The organism is Streptomyces sp. NPDC005302, from assembly GCF_040607345.1.
Classification (GTDB): Bacteria; Actinomycetota; Actinomycetes; order Streptomycetales; family Streptomycetaceae; genus Streptomyces.
In genome coordinates this window covers 91,177-110,832 of sequence record NZ_JBEXGN010000001.1, presented here as the reverse complement: position 1 = coordinate 110,832, position 19,656 = coordinate 91,177, and the positions used below count along the sequence as shown (strand labels likewise).

17 protein-coding genes are annotated in these 19,656 nt (G+C 70.8%); 13 read left to right on the top strand and 4 right to left on the bottom strand.

Going from position 1 to position 19,656, the window contains the following annotated elements:
• The first annotated feature begins 150 nt into the window (after positions 1 to 150).
• The 4 genes from ABZT74_RS00450 to ABZT74_RS00435 all read left to right on the top strand — a co-directional run bounded on the left by ABZT74_RS00450 (position 151) and on the right by ABZT74_RS00435 (position 5,672).
• Positions 151 to 1,968, top strand: coding sequence for a 5'-nucleotidase C-terminal domain-containing protein (locus ABZT74_RS00450; RefSeq protein ID WP_356432640.1), 1,818 nt, complete (start codon positions 151 to 153; stop codon positions 1,966 to 1,968).
• Between the two features lie 251 nt (positions 1,969 to 2,219).
• Entirely contained in the window at positions 2,220 to 4,439 is a 2,220-nt protein-coding gene (locus tag ABZT74_RS00445) for a glycoside hydrolase domain-containing protein (protein ID WP_356170673.1), read from the top strand.
• Positions 4,440 to 4,455: 16 nt separating this feature from the next.
• Positions 4,456 to 4,917: a hypothetical protein gene (locus ABZT74_RS00440; protein ID WP_356170670.1), complete on the top strand. Its 462-nt coding sequence runs from the start codon at positions 4,456 to 4,458 to the stop codon at positions 4,915 to 4,917.
• Positions 4,914 to 5,672, top strand: a complete 759-nt coding sequence (locus ABZT74_RS00435; protein WP_356432637.1) for a hypothetical protein — start codon at positions 4,914 to 4,916, stop codon at positions 5,670 to 5,672. The genes ABZT74_RS00440 and ABZT74_RS00435 overlap by 4 nt, the downstream gene beginning before the upstream one ends.
• An 81-nt stretch (positions 5,673 to 5,753) precedes the next feature.
• Here the strand turns inward: ABZT74_RS00435 and ABZT74_RS00430 are convergent, their stop codons facing one another.
• The 3 genes from ABZT74_RS00430 to ABZT74_RS00420 form a co-directional block, all read right to left on the bottom strand.
• A complete protein-coding gene (locus ABZT74_RS00430) occupies positions 5,754 to 6,404 on the bottom strand; it encodes a hypothetical protein (protein WP_355880277.1) in 651 nt (216 codons plus the stop codon).
• Between the two features lie 111 nt (positions 6,405 to 6,515).
• Complete coding sequence (locus tag ABZT74_RS00425; RefSeq protein WP_355880280.1) at positions 6,516 to 7,211, bottom strand: GntR family transcriptional regulator; 696 nt, start codon at positions 7,209 to 7,211, stop codon at positions 6,516 to 6,518.
• Between the two features lie 190 nt (positions 7,212 to 7,401).
• Entirely contained in the window at positions 7,402 to 8,757 is a 1,356-nt protein-coding gene (locus ABZT74_RS00420) for an aspartate aminotransferase family protein (RefSeq protein WP_356432634.1), read from the bottom strand.
• 197 nt (positions 8,758 to 8,954) lie between these two features.
• Here ABZT74_RS00420 and ABZT74_RS00415 point away from each other — a divergent pair, with 197 nt between their 5' ends.
• The 4 genes from ABZT74_RS00415 to ABZT74_RS00400 all read left to right on the top strand — a co-directional run bounded on the left by ABZT74_RS00415 (position 8,955) and on the right by ABZT74_RS00400 (position 13,912).
• Positions 8,955 to 9,590 (top strand): DJ-1/PfpI family protein, encoded by a 636-nt coding sequence (locus tag ABZT74_RS00415; protein ID WP_356432631.1) that lies wholly within the window; start codon positions 8,955 to 8,957, stop codon positions 9,588 to 9,590.
• Positions 9,587 to 10,090 carry a MarR family transcriptional regulator gene (locus ABZT74_RS00410; RefSeq protein ID WP_356432628.1) on the top strand — a complete coding sequence of 168 codons (504 nt, stop codon included), beginning with the start codon at positions 9,587 to 9,589 and terminating at the stop codon, positions 10,088 to 10,090. The genes ABZT74_RS00415 and ABZT74_RS00410 overlap by 4 nt, the downstream gene beginning before the upstream one ends.
• Positions 10,091 to 10,169: 79 nt before the next feature.
• Positions 10,170 to 12,227 (top strand): serine/threonine-protein kinase, encoded by a 2,058-nt coding sequence (locus tag ABZT74_RS00405; protein ID WP_356432625.1) that lies wholly within the window; start codon positions 10,170 to 10,172, stop codon positions 12,225 to 12,227.
• A 152-nt stretch (positions 12,228 to 12,379) separates the two neighbouring features.
• A complete protein-coding gene (locus tag ABZT74_RS00400; RefSeq protein ID WP_355880295.1) occupies positions 12,380 to 13,912 on the top strand; it encodes a substrate-binding domain-containing protein in 1,533 nt (510 codons plus the stop codon).
• Positions 13,913 to 13,957: 45 nt separating this feature from the next.
• On the opposite strand, the gene ABZT74_RS00395 is transcribed toward ABZT74_RS00400, so the two are convergent.
• Positions 13,958 to 14,698, bottom strand: coding sequence for an SLATT domain-containing protein (locus ABZT74_RS00395; RefSeq protein WP_355880298.1), 741 nt, complete (start codon positions 14,696 to 14,698; stop codon positions 13,958 to 13,960).
• A gap of 352 nt (positions 14,699 to 15,050) precedes the next feature.
• Between ABZT74_RS00395 and ABZT74_RS00390 the strand changes: the two genes are divergently transcribed.
• The 5 genes from ABZT74_RS00390 (at position 15,051) to ABZT74_RS00370 (ending at position 19,315) form a co-directional block, all read left to right on the top strand.
• A complete protein-coding gene (locus tag ABZT74_RS00390) occupies positions 15,051 to 15,395 on the top strand; it encodes a YbaB/EbfC family nucleoid-associated protein (protein ID WP_081218502.1) in 345 nt (114 codons plus the stop codon).
• 85 nt (positions 15,396 to 15,480) lie between these two features.
• Complete coding sequence (gene recR / locus ABZT74_RS00385; protein WP_328749050.1) at positions 15,481 to 16,080, top strand: recombination mediator RecR; 600 nt, start codon at positions 15,481 to 15,483, stop codon at positions 16,078 to 16,080.
• Entirely contained in the window at positions 16,073 to 16,732 is a 660-nt protein-coding gene (locus ABZT74_RS00380; protein ID WP_355880303.1) for a DUF5063 domain-containing protein, read from the top strand. The genes recR and ABZT74_RS00380 overlap by 8 nt, the downstream gene beginning before the upstream one ends.
• Before the next feature lie 250 nt (positions 16,733 to 16,982).
• Entirely contained in the window at positions 16,983 to 18,260 is a 1,278-nt protein-coding gene (locus ABZT74_RS00375) for an aspartate kinase (RefSeq protein ID WP_355880306.1), read from the top strand.
• Positions 18,257 to 19,315 (top strand): aspartate-semialdehyde dehydrogenase, encoded by a 1,059-nt coding sequence (locus tag ABZT74_RS00370; RefSeq protein WP_356432621.1) that lies wholly within the window; start codon positions 18,257 to 18,259, stop codon positions 19,313 to 19,315. The genes ABZT74_RS00375 and ABZT74_RS00370 overlap by 4 nt, the downstream gene beginning before the upstream one ends.
• Positions 19,316 to 19,656: the final 341 nt, after the last annotated feature.

Below are 19,656 nucleotides of genomic sequence, written 5' to 3'. Positions count from 1 at the left end.
ACTTGACCGGGAGATGGGGTGCTCCTGGTTCCCGAGGGGCCCGTCGGCGACCACGCTCTACGCGTGTAGTCCCGCACGGCTCGCAGACCTCGAAGACCCCGCACGGGCTCGTACGCCCGCCCCCTCGCCCTCGTCCCAGGAGTGTCCTCCATGCCCGTCCCTCCCCTGAACCGCCGGGAGTTCGTCAAGAAGTCCGCCGTCACCGGTGCGGCCGTGGCCGTCGCGGGCACGGTCGCGGCGACGCCCGCGCAGGCGGCCCACCGCAAGCCGCCGAAGCCGCCGCGCACCTGGTCGTTCTCGATCCTCGGCACCACCGACCTGCACAGCCACGTCTTCGACTGGGACTACTACACGGACGCGGCCTACCAGGACAGCAAGGGCAACTCGGTCGGTGTCGCCCGCGTCGCGACCCTCGTCAAGCAGCAGCGCGCCGCCAAGGGCGAGGACCGCGTCCTGCTCGTCGACGCCGGTGACATCATCCAGGGCACCTCGCTGGCGTACTACTACGCGCGCGTCGACCCCATCGTCGGCACCGGCGGCAAGCGGGGCCCCAAGCACCCGATGGCGATCGCGATGAACGCCATGCGGTACGACGCCGCCGCGCTCGGCAACCACGAGTTCAACTACGGCATCGAGACGCTGCGCCGCTTCGAGGAGCAGTGCCACTTCCCGCTGCTCGGCGCCAACGCGCTCGACGCGAAGACCCTGCGGCCGGCCTTCCAGCCGTACACCGTGAAGCGCGTTCGCGTCCCCGGCGCCCCGGACATCAAGGTCGGCATCCTCGGCCTGACCAACCCCGGAATCGCCCTGTGGGACAAGGACAACGTCGCCGGGAAGATGGCGTTCACCGGGCTCGTCGAGCAGGCGAAGAAGTACGTGCCGCGGATGCGGGCGCTCGGCTGCGACGTGGTCTTCCTCACCGACCACTCGGGTCTGGACGGCAGTTCGTCGTACGGCGACGAACTGCCCTACGTGGAGAACGCCTCCAACCTCGTCGCCCAGCAGGTCCCCGGTATCGACGCGATCCTCGTCGGTCACACCCACACCGAGGTCTCCTCCTACACGGTGACGAACACCGGGACCGGCAAGGACGTCGTCCTCTCCGAGCCGTACTGCTACGGCATGCGGCTGACCGTCTTCGACTTCGAGCTCGAACTCGTCCACGGGCAGTGGAAGGTGACGAGCACGAAGGCGCAGACCCTCAACAGCAACACCGTCGAGGAGGACGCCGAGATCACCGGGCTCCTCACGGCGGACCACGAGCTGGTGGTGAAGTACGTCAACACCCCGGTCGGCACGTGCACCGCCGACCTCTCCGCGGCGGAGGCGTGCTGGAAGGACGTCCCCGTCATGGACTTCATCCACCAGGTCCAGTTGGCGACCGTCGCCACCGGCCTGTCGACGGCCGACGCGGCCCTGCCGCTCATCTCCGTGGCCGCGCCCTTCAGCAGGACGGCCGACATCCCGCAGGGCGACGTCACCATCCGCGACGTGGCCGGGCTCTACATCTACGACAACACCCTGTACGGCAAGAAGCTCACGGGCGCGCAGCTCAAGGACTACCTGGAGTACGCGGCGAAGTACTACCACCAGGTCCCGGCCGGTACGAAGGTCGACACCGCGACCCTCACCAACGCCAACAGCTTCTGGGACTACATGTACGACACGGCGGCGGGCGTCTCGTACGACATCGACATCGCGCAGCCGGAAGGGTCCAGGATCAAGAACCTCTCCTACGCCGGCACCCCGGTCGCCGACGGCCAGGTCTTCGTCGTCGCCGTCAACAACTACCGGGCCAACGGCGGCAGCGGCTACCCGCACATCGCCGCCGCCGACATCGCCTACAGCTCCACCAACGAGATCCGCCAGCTGATGATCGACTACGTGACGGCCAAGGGCTCCCTGGACCCGGCGGACTTCGCCGCCGCCAACTGGCGGCTGACCCAGGACGGCACCCCGGTCTTCTGACCACCCCGCGGAAACCCCGCCCAGCACTCCGCCGCCGCCTCCCTCCTCCTCCCCGGAGGGTGGCGGCGGCGGTGTTGTTTTCACGCCAATGTCCGTCAACTCCCCCGATTTTACTTGCAGTTGCTGATCACGCTCTGCCTATGGTGATCACACGCCCGGCGGCCACCAGACGTTGTTCGACTGCTCGACCGATCGATTCCGACCGACCGCTCGACCGAGTACGAGTCCTCCGCAACGGAACAGGAGCCCCCGTGGCCGACGAGATGGTGCGCAGAGCGCAGGCGTTCATCAATGGCGCCTATGAAGGCAAGCTCGGCATCGACCGCATTCCCGAGACCGGAGTCACCGGCTGGCCGACGATGTTCGGCCTGACCCGTGCCCTCCAGTACGAGCTGGGCATCACGAGCCTGTCGGACACCTTCGGTCCGACAACGCTGTCAACGCTCGCGTCGAAGTACCCGAGCCTCAACAGCGCCACCGTCCCCTCCGCGAACTTCGCGCGGATCATCCAGTCCGGCCTGTACTGCAAGGGATACGACGGGGGTGACATCGACGGCCTCTACAGCTCACGTGTGCAGGCGTCGATGGCCAAGCTCAAGCAGGACATGGGCGTCGACTTCACCTATCCCGGCGGCGACCTGGTGCCGAAGGTGTTCAAGGGTCTGCTGAACATGGACGCCTACGTCACCGTCAACGGCGGCTCGGAGAGCATCAGAGCCGTGCAGAGATGGCTCAACGGCACCTATGTGTCCCGCCGTGACTTCACCATCATTCCGGCCGACGGCCATCACTCGCGCGACGTCGCCAAGTCGGTTCTGTTCGCCGTCCAGTACGAGATAGGCATGGCCGACGGCACGGCCAACGGCGTCTTCGGCCCCGGCACCCAGAGCGGCCTGAAGAGCCACACCGTCACCACCGGCGACTCGGGACCCTGGGTGCAGCTGTTCTCGGGCGCGATGATCCTCAACCAGCGCCCGGTCACCTTCACTTCGAGTTTCACCAGTGCCCTGTCCTCGGCGGTCTCCTCGTTCCAGTCCTTCGCGGCCCTCCCCGCCACCGGCAAGGGCGACTTCTCCACCTGGGCGTCGCTGCTCGTCTCCTACGGCGACCAGTCCCGCAAGGGCGAGGCCTGCGACGGCGTCACCCGCGTCACGCCGGCCCGGGCCGCCGCGCTCAAGGCGGACGGCATCAAGTACCTCGGGCGCTATCTCACCAACCCGACCGGCGGAAAGCCCTACGAGAAGGCCATCCAGGAGGGTGAACTGGCCGCCATCGCCGCCGCCGGGCTGCGCTGCTTCCCGATCTACCAGACGTACGGCCGGGACGCCTCCGACTTCACCTACATCGCGGGCCGCACCGCCGGACAGGCCGCGGTGAACGCCGCCCTGGACCACGGCTTCAGGTCCGGCACCCGGATCTTCTTCGCCGTCGACTTCGACGCCCTCGACCAGGACGTGACCGACAGCGTCCTGCCGCACTTCAAGGGCATAGAGGACGCGATCGCGGACGACGGCAACCGCTTCGCGATCGGCGTCTACGGGCCGCGCAACGTGTGCACCCGGGTCTCCGAAGCGGGCCACGCGGGCGCCTCGTTCGTCTCGGACCTGTCCTCCGGCTTCTCCGGGAACTTCGGATACCCACTGCCCGGCAACTGGGCCTACGACCAGGTCGTCACGCGTACCGTCGGCTCCGGCGACGGCGCGATCGAGATCGACAACAACATCGCCTCGGGGCGCGACACCGGGCAGGGCTCCTTCGACGCGCCGCGGACGCTCAAGAACGACACCCGCCTCGACGACTCCGTGCTCACCGCCATGCAGACGGACGTCGGCAAGTACATGGAGTCCCTCGGCTATCCGCTCGACGGCGGCACCCGGAGCTACCAGCACTGGAAGTGTTTCCAGTCCACCGTCGTCGACCACGACGAGCTCATCACGAGCCTGTCGAACAAGTACGGCATCCGCAAAGCGCTCGTCCAGACCTCGGCGTACTGGGAGATGCGGCACATCGAGCCCCTCGACGAGGCGGCGTGGGAAGCCACGATCCTGGCGTACAACACGACGGGACAGTTCATCAAGGACTCGTCCACCGGGATCGCCAAGCAGCGCGCCCTCACCCTCGTCGGTGCCTGGAACTACTGCCTCAACGCCGGTTACGTGACCGGCCGTCCGATCCTCGACGCCTCCAGCGACGACGACAAGTACTCGATCTGGAAGAAGGCGCACGACGACGAGGAGTTCGCGCTGACCAGCGTCTTCGTGATCGACATGTGGGACATCGACGGGAAGATCGGCGGCGACGACGACTCGCCCGCCATGCGTTCACCGCGTCTGGACTACAACGACTCCGAGATCTACGACGTCCTGCGGCGCTACCAGGGTCCGGCCGAACCGGCGTTCACCGAGGCCAAGAAGCGGGTGGGGCTGTACTACGTGATGGAGAAGTACAACTCCATCTCCCGGAACCTGTGACAGGAAGCGACAGCGCGTGATGTCTGGAGACCAGCCGTACGCTGGCCACAACTCCGTGGCCGTCCTCCTGCTGACCCTGGCCGGACTCGTCGCCACCCCGTGGCTCGTCGTCCACGGGATCCGGCTGCTCCTGCCCGCCCGGAGGGCCCGGACCGACAGGACGGCCCTCAAGGCCACGAGGTCCCTCGTCTGGGCCGCCGCGGCCGGCATGTACACCTGGGGTCTGCTGCACCTCTTCTTCTTCGACGACGCGGACCGGTCCCAGGCGTGCGACACGGCGATCGGCTCCCGGCGGCTCACCGGCTACGAACCCTCGTTCATCCCCCTGCACTTCGGCTGTCGCACCAGCGACGGGCACACCTTCGAAGCGGTCGTCCCGTCGTACATCAACCCGGCGGTGGCCGTGCTGGGGGCGGGCGCCGTCGCGCTCACCCTCGCCGCCATCGCGCTCGCCCGACGCAAGGAGGAAGTCTCATGACGGCGAACATCCCGCGCCGCACCGTGCTGCGCCGTGCCGCTTTCCTGGCCGCAGGCGCCACCCTCGCCTCCCCCCTGTTCAGCACACCCGGCTACGCGGCGGACGGCCGCCCGGACCCGGCCGCGCTCCGCGCCTCCCTGAGGAAGGCCCAGGCGCGGGCCGCGGCACGCAAGGCCCGGGTGGAGAGCGGTATCAAGTCCAGGAACGGCTGGACGATGGAGAAGGTCGTCGACGACCGCGGGAACGTCTACACGAGACCCGTGCCCGGCACGCCTGTCGACGTCCAGGTCCGCATGGGCGACGTCGAGACCGTGCTCGTCCACGTCGTGCACCGGTTCCACTACGAGATCGACGCGCTGCGCAAGGGCGACGTCGTCGGCTGGCGCACCCCGGACTCCGTGCGCCGTGGCCTGTCCGAGTCCAACCAGGCGTCCGGCACCGCCCTCCAGATCCGCCCCGGCTCCTACCCCTCAGGGGTCCGCGGCGGTTTCTACCCCCTGGAGGAACTGGTCATCCGGGACATCCTCGCCGACTGCGAGGGCGTGGTCCGCTGGGGCGGCGACGACCGGCGAACTCCCGACGAGTCCCTCTTCTCCATCGACGTGGCACCGTCCGACCCCCGCCTCACCGAGGTCGCCGACAAGATCCGCCACTGGACGCAGACGCCCGGCCTCGGGTCCGGAGTGCTGGTCGACCCGCTCCAGCCGCGCCGACGCGCGTCCGCGAAGAGGCTCGCCGCCGCCCAGCGCGCCTGACCTCACGAGAAGCGCGGCCCAGGCCTCACCCGACGGGGCGAGGGCTGGGCCGCCGCGTTCCTCGGCGCCGGGAATCCCCGGTCAGCTGAAGATGATCATCGAGCCCTGGGCGAGGCTGCGGGTCGCCGCGGCGTGCAGGCCCAGCCAGACATGGCGTTCGCGGGCGAAGGGGCTGGCGTCGTAGGGGGCGGGGGCGGCCGGCTCCTCCAGCTCGGTGGGAGCGCTGGGGGGCTGCGGCGGGGCCGGCGGGTTGGCCGGGTCGATGCCGATGGCGGGGGCCACGAACTCGAGTTCGCGCAGCAGGGCGTGGGAGGAGCCCAGGGGGCCGCCGCCCGCGAGGAGTTCGTCGTTGGCCAGCGGATGCGGGAAGTCGACCGGGACGTAGGCGCCCGCGTGGTCGTAGTGCCAGACCAGATGGGACTGCTGGGCGTTCGTCTCGAACATCTCCAGCAACTGCTCGTAGTCGCCGCCCAGTTCGTCGACGGGTGTGACGGCGAGCCCGCACATCTGGAGGAGGTAGGCGCGGCGCAGGAAGTGCAGCGCGTCGTAGTCGAAGCCGGCGACCGGGGCGACGTCACCCGAGAGGCCCGGCATGTACGCGTACACCGGGACGGGTGGGAGTCCGGCCTCGGCGAGCACCTTGTCGTAGAGCGCGAGTTCCTCGGCGAAGGGGTTGTCGGGGGTGTGGCACAGCACGTCGACGAGCGGGACCAACCACAGGTCACAGGCCAACAGACGGCTCCTCTTGCTCCTTGGGGTGCACGGTGGTCAGGGCAGCGTAGTGCGCGTGGCGGTCCTGTGAAGGGGGCCGTACGCAAGTCCGTACCCGGCGGACCCGTGGGTTCATTCCGCGTCGAGGTGTTCGATGAGGCCGAGCGCGTGCTCGTTGTACGCCGTCACGATCGCCCGAGCCGTCCCGGGGTCGCGGCGGGCGAGGGCGTCCACCAGCTCCGTGTGGGCCGACCACAGGTGACCCCTGAGGTCCGCGACATGGCGCAGGTGCTGGACCGTGCAGACCCAGGACTGGACCCGCAGCCGGTGCAGGAAGTCGCCGAGGTAGGGGTTGCCGTAGAGGCTGCTGAGTTCGCGCCAGAACCGCAGGTCGTACCCGATGAGGATGTTCAGGTCGCCGGCCGAGGCCGCGCGCTGGGCCTCCTCGCCGCGGCGCCGGACACCGGCGAGGAGGGCGACCGCGCGCGGATCGTCGAACTGCCGCATGCCGCCGGCCACCAGGGCCTGGAACATGCCCTCGGTGACCAGGCCGCGCGCCTCGATCATGCCGCGGTAGTCGGCGGCGGAGTACTCGTGCACCCGGAAGCCGCGGTGCTGGTCCGCGTCCAGCAGCCCCTGGGCCGACAGGTCGACCAGGGCCTCGCGGACGGGGGTGGCGGAGACGCCGTACTGCTCGGCGATCTCCTTGACCGTGAACTCCTGGCCCGGCTGGAGCCGGCCCCCGAGCACCTCGTCGCGGAGCGCGTCCGCGATCTGCTGGCGCAGGGTGCTGCGGGTTACGCCGCCCGCGCGGCCGGTGCCGGCCATGGTGGTGGTCTCACTCCCCGTCGCGTGTCTCCCCGAGCAGGACACCATACGCGGTGGGATTCGGCGGGCGGGTCCCGCCGCCCGTAGCGGCGCGGGGAGCCGCGCGACCGGGCCCCACCCGCCCGCACCCGCGCCCCTGACGGGGAGGGGCGGGCCGGGCGGGGGCACAGGGGCGGGAACCGCTACGGCCTCAGACCGTGTGCTCGTCCGCGACGGACAGCGCCTCGTCCAGCACCGCGAGCCCTTCCTTGGCCTCGGCCTCGGTGACGTTGCACGGCGGCACGACGTGCGTGCGGTTCATGTTGATGAAGGGCCACAGACCGCGGGCCTTGGCCGCCGCCCCGAACGCGGCCATCGGCGCGTTCGCCTCGCCCGCCGCGTTGTACGGGACCAGCGGCTCCCGGGTCTCCCGGTCCTTCACCAGCTCCAGCGCCCAGAAGACGCCCGTGCCGCGCACCTCGCCGATGCTCGGGTGCCGTTCCGCCAGCTCGCGCAGGCCCGGTCCGATGACGGTCTCGCCGATGGTGGCGGCCTGGCCGACGATCCCCTCCTCCTCCATGACGTTGATCGTCGCGACGGCGGCGGCGCAGGCCAGCGGGTGACCCGAGTAGGTGAGCCCGCCGGGGTAGGGCCGCCTGGCGAAGGTCTCGGCGATCTCGGCGGAGATCGCCACGCCGCCCAGCGGGACGTAGCCGGAGTTCACGCCCTTGGCGAAGGTCATCAGGTCCGGCGTCACGTCGAAGTGGTCGGCCGCGAACCACTTGCCGGTGCGCCCGAACCCGGCCATGACCTCGTCCAGGATGAAGACGATCCCGTAGCGGTCGCAGATCTCGCGCACCCCGGCGAGGTAGCCGGGCGGCGGCGTCATGATGCCGGCCGTGCCGGGGATCGTCTCCAGGATGAGGGCCGCTATGGTCCCCGGCCCCTCGAAGGCGATCGTGTCCTCCAGGTGCGTCAGGGCGCGCTCGCACTCCTGCCGCTCGCTGTCCGAGTGGAAGGGGCTGCGGTACAGGAACGGCGCCCAGAAGCGGACGACGCCGGACGATCCGTTGTCGTTCGGCCAGCGCCGGGGGTCGCCGGTGAGGTTGATCGCGGTGGAGGTGGCGCCGTGGTACGAGCGGTAGGCGGAGAGCACCTTCGGGCGGCCGGTGTGCAGCCGGGCCATCCGGGTGGCGTTCTCGACGGCCTCCGCGCCGCCGTTGGTGAAGAAGATCTTGTCCAGGTCGCCGGGGGTCCGCTCGGCGATCAGCCGGGCGGCCTCCGAGCGGGCCTCGACGGCGAAGGCGGGCGCGAACGTGGTCAGGGTCGCGGCCTGTTCCTGGATCGCGGCGACGACCTTCGGGTGCTGGTAGCCGATGTTGGTGAAGACGAGCCCGCTGGTGAAGTCCAGATACCGCTTGCCTTCGTAGTCCCAGAAGTACGACCCCTCCGCGCCTGCGACGGCGAGCGGGTCGATGAGCTCCTGCGCTGACCAGGAGTGGAACACGTGCGCGCGGTCCGCGGCCTTCACTGCGGCGCCGGCCTGGGGGTTGGGCTGAGGGGTCATGCGCGCAGCGTAAATGTCCACGGACCGGACGCGGTATCGGCGTCCTGTCTGTGGACGGGGGCTTTCCGCGACAGTCTGTCGGGCTTCGCGGACACCCCACGGCGTGTCCGGCCGACACGCTCCTCCTATTGACAGCATGCTGTCGAATTGACAGCATGCTTGCACAGGCTTCCGTCCGTCGAGGAGGAGTGACCGACATGAACGCCACCACGGACACCGCCGCGGGCACCACGCCCTGCAAGCCCGTCCACCTCGCCGTGTACGACACCTTCGCCGACTGGGAGACGGGCCACACGACGGCCCACCTCGCCCGCGCCGGGTACACGGTCCGCACCGTCGGCCCCGGCCGCGAGCCGGTCACCACCATGGGCGGCCTGCGCGTGCTGCCCGACCTCGCGCTCGACGAGCTGCGCCCCGAGGGCAGCTCGCTGCTCGTCCTCACCGGCGCCTCCCTCTGGGACACCTCCGGTGACCTCGCCCCCTTCGCCCGCACCGCCCGCGCGTTCCTCGACGCCGGAGTGCCCGTCGCCGCGATCTGCGGGGCGACCGCCGGCCTCGCCCGCGAGGGCCTGCTCGACGACCGGGCCCACACCAGCGCGGTCTCCTTCTACCTGGCCGCCACGGGCTACGGGGGCGGCGAGCGGTACGTCGACACGGACGCCGTCACCGACGGGCTCCTCGTCACCGCGGGACCCACCGAACCCGTCGCCTTCGCCCGCGAGGTCCTGGGTCTCCTCGGGGTCCACGAGGGAGAGGTCCTGGACGCCTGGTACCGGCTGTTCCACGACTCCGACGCCGCGGCCTACGCCGTGCTGGAGAAGGCGGGCCGGTGAGCCGGCAGCGCCAGGACCTGTTCAGCCGCAGCGCGCTCGCGGTGTTCCGGCTCAACGGGCAGTACCTCTCCGTGGCCGAGGACCTGGCCCGGCCGGCCGGCATCACCGCCGCCTGGTGGCAGGTCCTCGGCGCCGTCCTCGGCGAACCCCTGCCCGTCTCCGGGATCGCCCGCGTCATGGGCATCACCCGGCAGAGCGTGCAGCGCGTCGCGGACCTGCTCGTCGAGAAGGGCCTCGCCGCGTACCGGCCCAACCCCGCCCACCGGCGCGCCAAGCTTCTCGCCCCGACCGAACAGGGCCGCGCCGCCATCGCCGCGATCGGCCCCGGTCACGCCGTCTATGCGGACCGGGTCGCCGAAGCCCTCGGCCCGGACGCGCTCGCCGAGACCGTCCAGGTCCTGGAGCGCCTCTCCGCCGTCCTCGACTCCCTCGCCGCGGAGGACCTCGCGGAACCCCCGCTTCCCGTTACCGAACCGGCACGATCCGTGACGGAACCGTAGACAGTGGCCCACCCGCGGGCCTGTGGGGTCGCACTATCCTCGGGCTGTTGCACACACACGGGGGAGGGTGGGCGCTGCCATGGAGAAACTGGGCGCGGGGGATCCGCGGCAGATCGGGGCGTACCGGCTGCTGGCACGGCTCGGCGCCGGCGGAATGGGGCACGTCTATCTCGCCCGGTCCGACCGGGGACGTACCGTCGCCGTCAAGCTCGTCCGTGAGGAACTCGCCGAACAGGAGGAGTTCCGGGCCCGGTTCCGCCAGGAGGTGCAGGCCGCGCGGCGCGTCGGCGGGTACTGGACCGCGCCCGTCCTGGACGCCGACACCGAGGCCGTGATCCCGTGGGTGGCCACCGGTTACGTCGCCGGGCCCTCGCTGCAGACCGTCGTCGGGCACGACCACGGCGCGCTGCCCGAGCGGTCCGTGCGCATCCTCGCCGCCGGACTCGCGCACGCGCTCCAGGACATCCACGCCGCGGGTCTCATCCACCGCGACCTCAAGCCGTCGAACGTGCTGGTCACCATCGACGGCCCGCGGGTCATCGACTTCGGTATCGCCCGCGCCCTGGAGACGGTGACCGACGGCGGCCTCACCCGCACCGGCGCGCTCGTCGGCTCGCCCGGCTTCATGGCCCCCGAGCAGGTGCGCGGCGACCGCGTCACCCCCGCCTGCGACATCTTCTGCTTCGGCTCGGTCCTCTCGTACGCCGCCACCGGCGCCCTGCCGTTCGGCGCGTCCAACAGCGGTGTGCACGCGATGATGTTCCGCATCGCGCAGGAGGAACCCGATCTGTCGGGGGTGCCCGAGAGCCTGTCCGACCTCGTGCGCGCCTGCCTGCGCAAGGACCCGGCGGCCCGGCCCGGCCTCGACGAGATCCTGGCGCGCACCGGCGCGGAGGACACCGTCGCCGACGGCCGCACCCGCGACCCCTGGCTGCCCAGCGCACTGGTCGCCCAACTCGGCCGTCACGCGGTGCAGTTGCTGGACGCCGAGGACCCTGACGAGCGGCAGGCCCCGGCCGTCGCCGCCGCTCCGGTCCGCCCGGCCCTGCCGCCCTCACCCGAACGTCCGGCTCCCACACCGGACTTGTCCAAGCCGCCGGCCGCCCCGCCCGTCCCCGCCGGCCCGCCCCCCTCCTCTTCGCCGTCGCCCTCCGCCTCCTCCGCGACGCCCGGCGCGTCCGCCGAGGCGTCCCCGGAGCACGCTCCCGCCCCGCCCGAGGACGGGGCGGCCCCGCCCGCGCCGGGCGGCCCCGGCCCGGTGAACCATCTCCCCACGCTCGTCGCCGGCGCGGGAAGCATGCCTCCGCCGGCGCCCGCCGGCCCGCACCCCGCGTACGGCTATCCGCAGCAGCACCCGCAGCCCACCGGACAGGGCCCGGCCCAGGCCGCGTACGGCTATCCGCAGGCGGGCTGGGGCGGCCCGCCGGCGCCGTACGGCTCGACGCCCCCGTACGGCCCGGGTGCCGCCACCCCCTACGGTCCCGGCGGCCCGACCCCGCCCTACGGCCCGACCCCGCCCTACGGTCCCGCGGCCGTCCCGGCCGGGCCCGAACCCGCGCGCCGCAGCGGCCGGTCCACCGCCTTCCTCGTCGTGGTGGCCCTGGTCGTCGCGCTCGGCGCGGGCGGCAGTGTGTACGCGCTGATGAAGGGCGGCGGCAGCGGCGGCGACGACGACTCCAAGGCGTCACCCGCGGCCTCCGCCGGTCCCGCGTCACCGGACGGGAGCGCCTCGCAGGCGCCGTCCGCCGCGTCTCCCTCCCCGAGCGCCGGGACCTCGGCCGCGGGCACCGTCCCCGAGGCCTTCCTCGGCACCTGGGACACCACCATCGACAACGCCACCGGCCACAACACCCGCCGGCTGACCATCGAGCAGGGCGAGGTCGGCGACCCCGTCCTCACGCTCACCGCCGACGGCCCGGCCGGCAGCGGCACCTACCACTGCGTCTTCCGGGCCACCCTCAGCAGCGCCCCGGCCGGCGGCACGCTGGAGATCGGCCCCTCCCAGGTCACCTCCGGCGAACCGCTGTCCTCCTGCTCCCCGGGCTCCGCGTCCGAGATCACCCTCCTGTCGGACGGCGGCCTGCGCAGGGTGAACACGACCTCGGGCGAGGCGCTGACCTACGAGAAGAGCGGCTGAGCGGTCCGCGGACGGCACCCCCGCTGACCGGCGGCGGACCACGCCAACTCCCCGTCTCCTGAAGGCTGTTGAAGTTCACCTCGTGTATGACGGCTGTTTCCGGCCGACGCCGTACGGTGACCGGACCGCAGTGCCCGGGGGAGTGACGCGCAGTGGAGTGGCTGAGCGCAGAGAACGTCGTGGCCGTCGGAACCGCCGTCATCGGTGTCGTCGCCTCCGCCGTGATGGTCTGGTACGAACGCAGGGTGCCCCGCCGGAAACGGCTGGGCTACCGCGTGCAGATGGACAACCCCATCGGCGACGACGTCCGCTCGGGGCGCGCGAACGTACGGCTCGGTCTGTTCGACGAGACCCCCGGCATGTCCGACGCCACCCTCGTCCTGCTGCGGATCGAGAACGACGGCTCGCAGAGCATCGCCGGGGACGACTACACGAGCCGCGAACGGTACGGCCTGACCGCGGTGTTCACCGACCGCACCATCCGCGGCGTGTCCGTGACCCAGCCGCCCGGCACCGACCACCTGATGGACCACTTCACCGTGGCGGCCGGCCTCGGCTACGCGGACGGCACCCTGCGCATCCCGCGCGTTCCGCTCAACCGGGGCGAGCACTTCAAGCTGCTCGTGCTGCTGTCCGGCGGTGACGTGGGATGCCCGATACGGATCATCGGCGGCATCCGCGACGGCGAGGTGCGGCCCAACCGCAGTACGACACCGGACGACCAGCCGCCGCTGTTCAGCCGCGCCGCCCGGCTGATCACCGTGCTGCTCACGGTGTGCGTCGTCACCCTCGCGCTGATCGTCGTGCTGCGCGACGACTCCCCGCCCCCGATCGGCTGCGCGCGGGGCACCCTCACGGTCACCGGCTCCACCGCCTTCGAGCCCGTGATGCGCGAACTCGCCGAGAAGTACGAGGAGGACTGCGCGGGCTCCACCATCACCGTCGACGCCCACGGCAGCACCGCCGGGGTGCGCGAACTCGACGCGGCGGGGCAGGAGTCGAAGAACGGATCACCGGCCGTCGTCGCCCTCTCCGACGGGCCCAAGCCGGGCGACTTCCCCAGGCTGCGGGAGAACCGGGTCGCGGTCTCGGTCTTCGCGCTGGTCGCCAACGACGACATCCCGCTCAAGAACCTGTCGCTGACGGACGTACGGCGGCTGTACCGGGGCGAGATCAGGAACTGGAAGCAGCTCGGTGGACCCGACCGGCCGGTCCTGCTCGTCAGCCGGGACGCCAACTCCGGTACCCGGCAGGTGTTCCAGCGGCGCGTGCTCGGGCGCGGCGAGATCGCCAACTCCTCACTGGACTGCGTCCACAAGGACGACGCGACGGCGCCGCTCGTGCGCTGCGAGCTCGACTCCACCGACCAGGTGCTGAACACGGTCGCCCGGCTGCCCGGCGCGATCGGCTACAGCGAACTCAACAACGCCATCGGGCACCAGGGGCTGCACCGGCTGGGCCTCGACGGCCACACCGCCTCCGTCGAGGACCTGGAACACGGCACCTCGGACTACCCGTACCGGGAGATCGAGTACGCCTACACCTACGGGCAGCCGCCCGCCGACTCGCTCGCCTCCAGCTTCCTGTCCTACGTCGGCCGGGGCAGCGGCCAGGACGTCGTCCGCACCCACGGCCACCTGCCGTGCGGGACGCCGGTCGGGCTGAAGATCTGCGGCGCGGGCTGACGCTCGCGCGCCGCCCCCTGCCTCACCGAGCCCGGCGGACCCTCCTCAACGGGGCTCCGGCGGGCGCTGGCGGGGCATGTTCGGGCGGGTGCCCGGCGGCAGCGGGACGCGTCCGTTGAGATGGCCCCCGTCGACCCGGGGCGCGCCGACCGCCGAGGACTGGATGCCGAGCGGCGCCGGACCCGTGCGGAACTCCACCATCCAGTCCGCCGTCTCGGTGCGCACCAGCTCCGTGACGTCCTCCGTGAACTTCCGCAGCACCCCGAGGCACCGCTCGGCCGCCTCGCCGGCCGTCCCGTCGGTGGGGCCGAGGACCTCCCGCACGCTCTCCGACGCCCAGTCGAACTGGAGCACCTGAAGGCGCCGCTGCACCGCCTGCGCGGTGGCCACGTCCCTTATCCACCCGGAGGTCACCCCGAAGAACCGGTCGACGGCCACACAGGCGACGGCGAGCAACAGCGCCAGATATCCCCAGGGCGCCACCCCGCCCACCGATCCGGTCAGGTCGAGCAGCGGCAGCGCGGCCCCGGCGACGGCGCCGACCGCGGCCCCGCACCGCAGCAGCCGCGCCCCCCACCGCTTGCCCGTACGGTCGCCGAGATACCAGGTCGCCGTGTCGAGGGCCCCCTGTTCCACCCAGCGGTACAGCTCGTGGAGCCGGTCGGCGGGCTCCCCCCAGTCGCCGAGCGGAAATGGCCGGCCCGTCAGATCGCCCGGCCGCAGCCCCGCCCCCTCGCTCCGCCCCTCCTGGGGCGGACCCTCGGGCTGCATCTCCGGCTGACTCACCCGGCACTCCTCACTGACGACGGTGACGACAACGGAACGGATGGCACCAGAAGACGGCGGGCGCCCGCGCGGACGGCGCCGACGGATCGCGCCCGCGCAGCCGACGGCACTGACCCTGTGGTGATGCCGTGTGACGCGTGGTACGCAAGCGCCGCCCCCTTCCTACCGCCCAATGGGTGGCGATGGCCCGGGTTTCCCCGCTTTTCCGCCCGGAAGAGGCCCTTGATCAGGTATAGGCGTCAAGACGGTCTCACTCGAAAGAGTGCTTGGGCGACGGGCCGGTCGACCACGTAGGCTCGTGCTGGACAGGAAAAACGGTCCGTACAGCCGTACTCGAAACCAGGAGCTGATCGTGATTCCCGGTGGTGGCCAGCCCAATATGCAGCAGTTGCTGCAGCAGGCCCAGAAGATGCAGCAGGACCTGGCGAACGCCCAGGAGGAACTGGCGCGGACGGAGGTCGAAGGCCAGGCGGGAGGCGGTCTGGTCCGGGCGACCGTGACGGGTTCCGGAGAGCTCCGCGGTCTGGTGATCGACCCGAAGGCGGTCGACCCCGAGGACACCGAGACGCTCGCCGACCTCGTCGTCGCGGCCGTCCAGGCGGCCAACGAGAACGCTCAGGCGCTCCAGCAGCAGAAGCTCGGCCCGCTCACCCAGGGGCTCGGCGGCGGCAGCGGCATTCCCGGTCTGCCTTTCTAAGACCGGCGGCGGCCAACTACCGTACGCACAAGGAAAGACGGAAGACGGAACCAGGCGGTACCGAAGCACTCGGAAAGGCAGTCCGTTGTACGAAGGCGTGGTTCAGGACCTCATCGACGAACTGGGGCGGCTCCCCGGCGTCGGTCCCAAGAGCGCGCAGCGGATCGCCTTCCACATCCTCCAGGCGGAGCCGACGGACGTCCGCCGGCTCGCGCAGTGCCTCATGGAGGTCAAGGCGAAGGTCCGCTTCTGCGCGACCTGCGGCAACGTCGCGCAGGAGGAGCTCTGCAACATCTGCCGCGATCCGCGCCGCGACCTCACGGTGATCTGTGTGGTCGAGGAGCCGAAGGACGTCGTCGCGGTCGAGCGGACACGTGAGTTCCGGGGCAAGTACCACGTCCTCGGCGGCGCGATCAGTCCGATCGAGGGCGTCGGCCCGGACGACCTGCGGATAAGGGAACTCCTGACCCGTCTCGCCGACGGCACGGTCACGGAGCTGATCCTGGCGACGGACCCGAACCTGGAGGGCGAGGCCACGGCCACGTACCTCGCCCGCATGATCAAGCCCATGGGCCTCAAGGTCACCCGCCTGGCCAGCGGCCTCCCGGTGGGCGGCGACCTGGAATACGCGGACGAGGTCACGCTCGGCCGTGCCTTCGAGGGGAGACGACTCCTAGATGTCTGACGCCACGCTTCACGCGACGAGCCCCGACCCCGACGACTTCTCGGTCCAGATCGCCGACCAGGTGGAGAGCTTCCTGGTCGCCGTCACCGAGGTGGCCAAGGGCGACGAGCCGGATTCGGCCGTGCCCTTCCTCCTCCTGGAGGTGTCCCAGCTCCTCCTGGCGGGCGGCCGTCTCGGCGCGCACGAGGACATCGTCCCCGACGAGCGGTACGAGCCCGACCTGGGTCCCGAACCGGACGTCGACATCCTGCGCGAGCGGCTCGCGGTGATGCTCGAACCGATCGACGTCTACTCCGAGGTGTTCGACCCCTACGAGCCCCGCAAGGCACCGGTCGCCTGCCGTATCTCCGACGACCTCGCCGACGTCATGGCCGACCTGCGCCACGGCATGGCCCACTACCGGGCCGGCCGCACCACGGAAGCCATGTGGTGGTGGCAGTTCTCCTACTTCTCGAACTGGGGCTCCACCGCCTCCGGGGCCCTGCGCGCCCTCCAGTCGCTGGTGGCGCACGTCCGGCTGAACCAGCCCCTGGACGACCTGAACGGACTCGACACCGACCAGGACCTCGGCGAGGACGCCCTCGCGGAGGAGGCGGGCCAGGTCATGGCCCAGGAGATCGCCGGCCCGCTCGGCCTGCGCACCGTCAAGTAGCCGGCCCGTCCGCCCAACGGCCCGGTGTCGCGGGATGTGACACCGGGCACTTTCGGAGTGGCCCGGCCGAAGGACGGGCAGGTGCCGTCTCGGAGCGGCCGGATGTCCCTTGCTGACCTGACATCCCGAGTGATCACGTCGTGAGCGGGACATCTCACGATGCGATACCTCGGAAGGGAAATCCGGCCGCTCGTTAGACTGAGCCGACCGCAGTTGTGCGGTGCAGAGACGGATTGAGCGAGGAGCGCACGTGGGCCTTGTCGTGCAGAAGTACGGAGGTTCCTCCGTAGCCGATGCCGAGGGCATCAAGCGCGTCGCCAAGCGAATCGTGGAAGCGAAGAAGAACGGCCACCAGGTGGTCGTGGTCGTTTCCGCGATGGGCGACACGACGGACGAGCTGATCGATCTCGCCGAGCAGGTATCTCCGATGCCCAGCGGACGAGAGTTCGACATGCTGCTGACCGCCGGAGAGCGGATCTCCATGGCCCTGCTGGCGATGGCGATCAAGAACCTGGGCCACAGCGCCCAGAGCTTCACCGGCAGCCAGGCAGGCGTCATCACCGACTCGGTCCACAACAAAGCCCGGATCATCGACGTCACCCCCGGCCGTATCCGTACGGCGCTCGACGAGGGCAACATCGCCATCGTCGCCGGGTTCCAGGGCGTCTCGCAGGACAAGAAGGACATCACCACGCTGGGCCGCGGCGGGTCCGACACCACGGCCGTCGCGCTGGCCGCGGCGCTCGACGCCGAGGTGTGCGAGATCTACACCGACGTGGACGGCGTGTTCACCGCCGACCCGCGGGTGGTGAAGAAGGCGAAGAAGATCGACCGGATCGCCTTCGAGGACATGCTGGAGCTCGCCGCCTCCGGCTCCAAGGTGCTCCTCCACCGCTGTGTGGAGTACGCCCGCCGCTACAACATCCCGATCCACGTGCGCTCGTCCTTCAGCGGGCTCCAGGGCACCTGGGTCAGCAGCGCACAGAACCAGCAAGGGGACCAGAAGGTGGAGCAGGCCATCATCTCCGGTGTCGCTCACGACACCTCCGAGGCCAAGGTCACGGTCGTGGGCGTCCCGGACAAGCCGGGCGAGGCCGCCGCGATCTTCCGCGCCATCGCCAATGCCGAGATCAACATCGACATGATCGTGCAGAACGTGTCGGCGGCCACCACGGGCCTGACGGACATCTCCTTCACACTCCCCAAGACCGAGGGTCGCAAGGCCATCGACGCCCTGGAGAAGGCGAAGGGCGTGATCGGCTTCGAGTCGCTGCGCTACGACGACCAGATCGGCAAGATCTCCCTCGTCGGCGCCGGCATGAAGACGAACCCGGGAGTCACGGCGGGCTTCTTCGAGGCCCTCACCGACGCCGGCGTCAACATCGAGCTGATCTCGACCTCCGAGATCCGCATCTCGGTGGTCACCCGCGCCGACGACGTCAACGAAGCCGTCCGCGCCGTGCACAGCGCCTTCGGACTCGACTCCGACAGCGACGAGGCCGTCGTCTACGGGGGCACCGGGCGATGACCGGACGACCGACGCTCGCGGTCGTGGGTGCGACCGGAGCCGTCGGCTCGGTCATGCTCCAGATCCTGTCCCAGCACGCGGACATCTGGGGCGAGATCCGTCTGATCGCCTCGCCGCGCTCCGTCGGCCGCAAGCTGGCCGTGCGCGGTGAGGAGGTCGAGGTGGTGGCCCTGTCGGAGGAGTCCTTCGACGGGGTCGACGTCGCCATGTTCGACGTACCGGACGAGGTGGCCGCCCAGTGGGCGCCGATCGCCGCCGCGAAGGGCGCGGTCGTCGTCGACAACTCGGGCGCCTTCCGGATGGACCCGGAAGTGCCCCTCGTCGTCCCCGAGGTCAATCCGCACGCCGCACGCGTGCGCCCCCGCGGGATCGTCTCGAACCCGAACTGCACCACCCTCTCGATGATCGTGGCGCTCGGCGCCCTGCACGCCGAGTTCGGGCTGCGCGAACTCGTCGTCTCCTCCTACCAGGCCGTCAGCGGCGCCGGCCGTTCCGGTGTCGAGACCCTGCGCCGGCAGATGTCCCTGGTCGCCGGTACGGAACTGGGCACCAGCCCCGGTGACGTACGCCGGGCCGTCGGTGACGACACGGGCCCCTTCCCGGAGCCGGTCGCGCTGAACGTGGTGCCGTGGGCCGGGTCGCTCGCCGAGGACGGCTGGTCCTCGGAGGAGATGAAGGTCCGCAACGAGACGCGCAAGATCCTCGCGCTGCCCCAGCTGAAGGTCGCCGTGACCTGCGTCCGCGTCCCCGTCGTCACCACGCACTCGCTGACCGTCCACGCCCGCTTCCAGGGCGAGGTCACCGTCGACAAGGCACGGGAGATCCTGGCCACCGCGCCCGGTGTCGTGCTGTTCGACAACCCCGCCGCCGGTGAGTTCCCCACTCCCGCCGACGTCGTCGGAACCGACCCGACCTGGGTGGGTCGGGTCCGCCGCTCCCTCGACGATTCGACTGCCCTCGAACTGTTTGTGTGCGGTGACAACCTGCGCAAGGGTGCTGCGTTGAACACCGCTCAGATCGCGGAGCTGGTGGCGGCGGAGATCGCCGGCGCGTAACCGCGGACGTCGGGACCCGTGTCGTCCCGCAGGTTCTGCGCTCCGCGCGTCCACCAGCCGGAATCTTGGTGGCTGTTCGGAGAGACCTTTGTAAGATCTGTGTTGGTTCAGTGATCAATTTAATGGTCCGGACCACTTGAATCGACCCACGTCGGCGTCCGAAGATTTCCCTCCCCGCTCTCCGCAACCGCGCGGAGGGCGGGGAGCGTCTTTGCGGTCGCCGTTCAGGGGCGACGGGGGCAGCAGTCATATGGGGCACAGGGGAAGAGCTGGTACGCATGAGGGCATCTAGTGCATCGCCGCACGCGCCGTACGGCGTTCCGGCGGGCGGTCCAACGGGC

Coding starts and splice junctions, on each gene's coding strand:
- ABZT74_RS00420 (WP_356432634.1), bottom strand. CDS start 8,757: ATGACCCCTCAGCCCAACCCCCAGGCCGGCGCCGCAGTGAAGGCCGCG.
- ABZT74_RS00425 (WP_355880280.1), bottom strand. CDS start 7,211: ATGGCCGGCACCGGCCGCGCGGGCGGCGTAACCCGCAGCACCCTGCGC.
- ABZT74_RS00380 (WP_355880303.1), top strand. CDS start 16,073: ATGTCTGACGCCACGCTTCACGCGACGAGCCCCGACCCCGACGACTTC.
- ABZT74_RS00405 (WP_356432625.1), top strand. CDS start 10,170: ATGGAGAAACTGGGCGCGGGGGATCCGCGGCAGATCGGGGCGTACCGG.
- ABZT74_RS00450 (WP_356432640.1), top strand. CDS start 151: ATGCCCGTCCCTCCCCTGAACCGCCGGGAGTTCGTCAAGAAGTCCGCC.
- ABZT74_RS00415 (WP_356432631.1), top strand. CDS start 8,955: ATGAACGCCACCACGGACACCGCCGCGGGCACCACGCCCTGCAAGCCC.
- ABZT74_RS00435 (WP_356432637.1), top strand. CDS start 4,914: ATGACGGCGAACATCCCGCGCCGCACCGTGCTGCGCCGTGCCGCTTTC.
- ABZT74_RS00370 (WP_356432621.1), top strand. CDS start 18,257: ATGACCGGACGACCGACGCTCGCGGTCGTGGGTGCGACCGGAGCCGTC.